This window comes from Terriglobus sp. YAF25 (assembly GCF_052113305.1).
Lineage (GTDB): Bacteria > Acidobacteriota > Terriglobia > Terriglobales > Acidobacteriaceae > Terriglobus.
In genome coordinates this window covers 1-3,193 of the sequence record NZ_JBFRCY010000769.1, presented here as the reverse complement: position 1 = coordinate 3,193, position 3,193 = coordinate 1, and the positions used below count along the sequence as shown (strand labels likewise).

3 protein-coding genes are annotated in these 3,193 nt (G+C 55.2%); 1 reads left to right on the top strand and 2 read right to left on the bottom strand.

Annotated elements, in window-relative coordinates:
• Window positions 1-749: carboxypeptidase-like regulatory domain-containing protein (locus AB4043_RS23495; RefSeq protein WP_442308258.1), on the bottom strand; the 749-nt coding region annotated here is incomplete at its 3' end.
• A gap of 918 nt (window positions 750-1,667) precedes the next feature.
• Between AB4043_RS23495 and AB4043_RS23490 the strand changes: the two genes are divergently transcribed.
• Window positions 1,668-2,591, top strand: coding sequence for a malectin domain-containing carbohydrate-binding protein (locus tag AB4043_RS23490; protein WP_442308259.1), 924 nt, complete (start codon window positions 1,668-1,670; stop codon window positions 2,589-2,591).
• Window positions 2,592-2,613: 22 nt separating this feature from the next.
• Here AB4043_RS23490 and AB4043_RS23485 read toward each other — a convergent pair.
• On the bottom strand, window positions 2,614-3,193 hold a 580-nt coding region (locus tag AB4043_RS23485; RefSeq protein WP_442308257.1), incomplete at its 5' end, for a fibronectin type III-like domain-contianing protein.

Sequence of the window (3,193 nt, the reverse complement as noted above, 5' to 3'; positions counted from 1 at the left end):
GCCGAAACCACGACCGGACCGGTGGTGCTGTCCGCTCCATATGCCGAAGTTGTCACCTTAACTTCGGATACCATGTCGGCATTGATCGTCTGGTTAGCATTGCAGTTGCATCCTGGATCCAGGATGTGGGCGCCATCTGAGATCAAATCCGCTCCGCCGGCACGGTCGGGAGCGCCGTTCGCTGTGACACCGCGTCCCACTGCCGAAGCAATACTTGTAACCTGGGTGTCGTAGCCAGGCTTGTTTTGGACGCCGTTATAGCTGGTATTGACGTTAAACCCGGGCAGGGTCTTCAGTAGCTCGGTAACGTCCCGACCTTGGAGGGCAAGCTTCTTAATATTGTTCTCGTACAACGTGCTGGAAAGATCGCCGGACTCCACCACGATCGAAGACGCGGCGACCACGGTAACCGTCGCGTCGTTCGTCGCAACCGCCAACGTAACGTTCAGATCACGGCGATCACCAGGACCAACATGAATCCCCGTCTGTTCGGCGCCTCGGAATCCACGGGATTCAACCTTCACCGTGTAGTCCCCTGCTACCGTGCCGGTGAACACGAAAAATCCTTCGGCGTTGGAAGTTGTACTGCGGATATCCCCGGTTTGCGTGTTGGTGAGACTGACTCGGGCTTTTGTGACGATTGCCCCGGTTGGGTCGGCTACCGTTCCCACGATGCTGCCCGTCTGCTGGCCATGTGCTGATATTGAAAGAGCGACCAGAATGGCCAATACAAGGAACGCTCTCGACATTAGTTTTCGCATCTGCTGCCTCCGAATCCTTCGATAACGGCTCTGGGTCGCCGTCCGTTGCGGCCACTGCTCAGAAAGTGAATCGAGCGAATCCTGCAAGCGAGGAACCGCGATTGTGAAGTTCCATCTCGCACAAAGTTGTTTAGAGCCTTCGAACGTTGCCATGTTCTTGAAACAAAGAGGCTTAATCGCTTGTTACATGCCGGCTCCGACCTCGTTAACGGCCCAAGAGAGGGGTCCTGCGCCTCTGATTTTTCTTCCAGGGCGGGCTAAACAGGCGATGTCTCAAACTCGATGCGAGCCGGACATCCCGGTGTGAGTGCGGTTGCTGACAGAGACGGCACCGGAGTCAGCTTCGCGCCAAACCATGCGGTCGACATTTGAAAGCTGCAGGATTGGGACAATGCTCGGCAAACCTAAGACAGTCCCTGTGGAGCTTTCGGGTTGCGAGAGGCGCGGCCTAAATGGAATGAGGGCATTCCGAAGGCTCACTAGGCCGGTATAAGCAGCCGATCTAACGCCTAGTGATTTCAATGCGTTTAACGTTTGTAACGCGACCCAGCAAAGGCTCCGTCGGCCATGCGGAAGATTCTTTATCTGGCGGGGCGGCAGTTGTACTATGAATTGAAATTGATTTGGAGCACTCCCCATGGGGCAAGTTGCCGACTCAGAATCGGCCTATTCAGAATTAGAAGCGGTGCTCACCGCTCTGGCACGCAATCCACGCCTGGCCAAGCTCTTGAAATTCGTCTCCGAACGATCTCTACAGGGCAGGACCGAGGAGATAAACGAATACTCCATCGCCACGGAGGTCTTCGACAGGTCAAAAGCCACCTTCGATGGTTCCACTGACTCCATCGTCCGCGTCGAGACGTTCCGGCTGAGGAAGAGACTTAAGGAGTATTACGAGACCGGCGCCTGCTGGTCGGCTATCAGGGAAGTCCGAAAATCGACAGCTCAGGCGCATATTGGGAAGCCGATCGCTACTTCTCTGGGGGTGCCGCGTTCGAACGCCCACATTTGCCCGTTTCACGGACGAGCGACCCGATGCTGTTCGATCAGTGGCGAACAGGCGACTTCTCTTACGACATTCCCCTCGCGCCGGGCCCCTATGAGCTACACCTCTTCTTCGTTGCAACGCCGCCTGAAGATTTTAAGACGCAATTCTTCAATGTGAGCGCCAACGGCGAATTACTCCTGAGCAACTTCAATATCAATGCGGACGCGCTGGGAACGAATATCGCCGACGAGAAGGTCTTCAAGGAGATCCATCCGGACAAAGACGGCTACCTCCATCTGAAGTTTTTCATAGGGCGGTCCGCGCCCTCACTGAATGCGATTGAGATTCTGCCCGGACTGCCCCACCGGCAGCAGCCTGTGCGGCTGGTCATGCAACCGACTGCAGTCCGGGACCATATCGGGAATCTGTGGCATTCGGATAACTACTTCAGCAACGGCGCAACCAACGATCAGCCGCGAACGGTCAGTGGCACTCCAGACCCAAATCTTTACGCGTGGGAGCGATATGGCCATTTCACCTACTCCATTCCGGTGGATACTCGAGGCCGTTATACGCTCGTGCTTCACTTCGCGGAACTCTACTGGGCCCCGGAAACTCCAGGCTCCGTCGGCGTGGGAAGCCGGGTGTTTCGGGTCTATTGCAATGGCTCAACACTACTCGACGACTTCGACATCTTCAAAGAAGCCGGCACCCAGCGTGCCCTGACCAAAACATTCCATCACTTACGACCTTCCCAGGAAGGAAAACTCGACATAACGTTCGACCCCATCGTAAATTACGCCACGGTCTCCGCAATCGAAGTCATCGACGAGTCGGAATGATCGCGGTTAGGGTGTGAATTCATCATGGTTTGTTCTCACCCGTATTCTCGACGTGGAGAGTCGCCTGAACGGGAAGTTTGTCACTTGATCCTCCGGCGAGTACACGAATCGATTCTTTCTCGATGCACCAGACGTGACCAGCTTCATCCCAATAGGCTAGATCGCGCGGTTTGAGATTGAATACAACATTCCTGGAGGCGCCTGATTCGATATGGATGCGCTCAAACGCCTTAAGCTCGAGCTGAGGACGTTCCACTGCCGAACCCAGATGTTGGACATAGATCTGTACCACTTCGTCGCCGGCGCGATTGCCCGTATTCTTTACCTTCACGCTTACACGGACCTCACCATCGGCGTTCACGTTGTGAGAGCTAAGGCTTAGATCTTCATACGTGAATGTCGTGTAGCTCAATCCGTACCCAAACGCGTAAAGCGGCTTTTGCTTCGCGTACATATAGGTGCTGCCGTGTCGAATGTTGTAATCAGTAATTGGCGGCAGTTGCGCATCGCTCTCAGGCCAGGTCTGGTTCAGGCGGCCCGCCGGCGAATATTCACCGAAGAGTACGTCGGCGAGGCCATGACCTTCCTCTTCACTGTTGTGG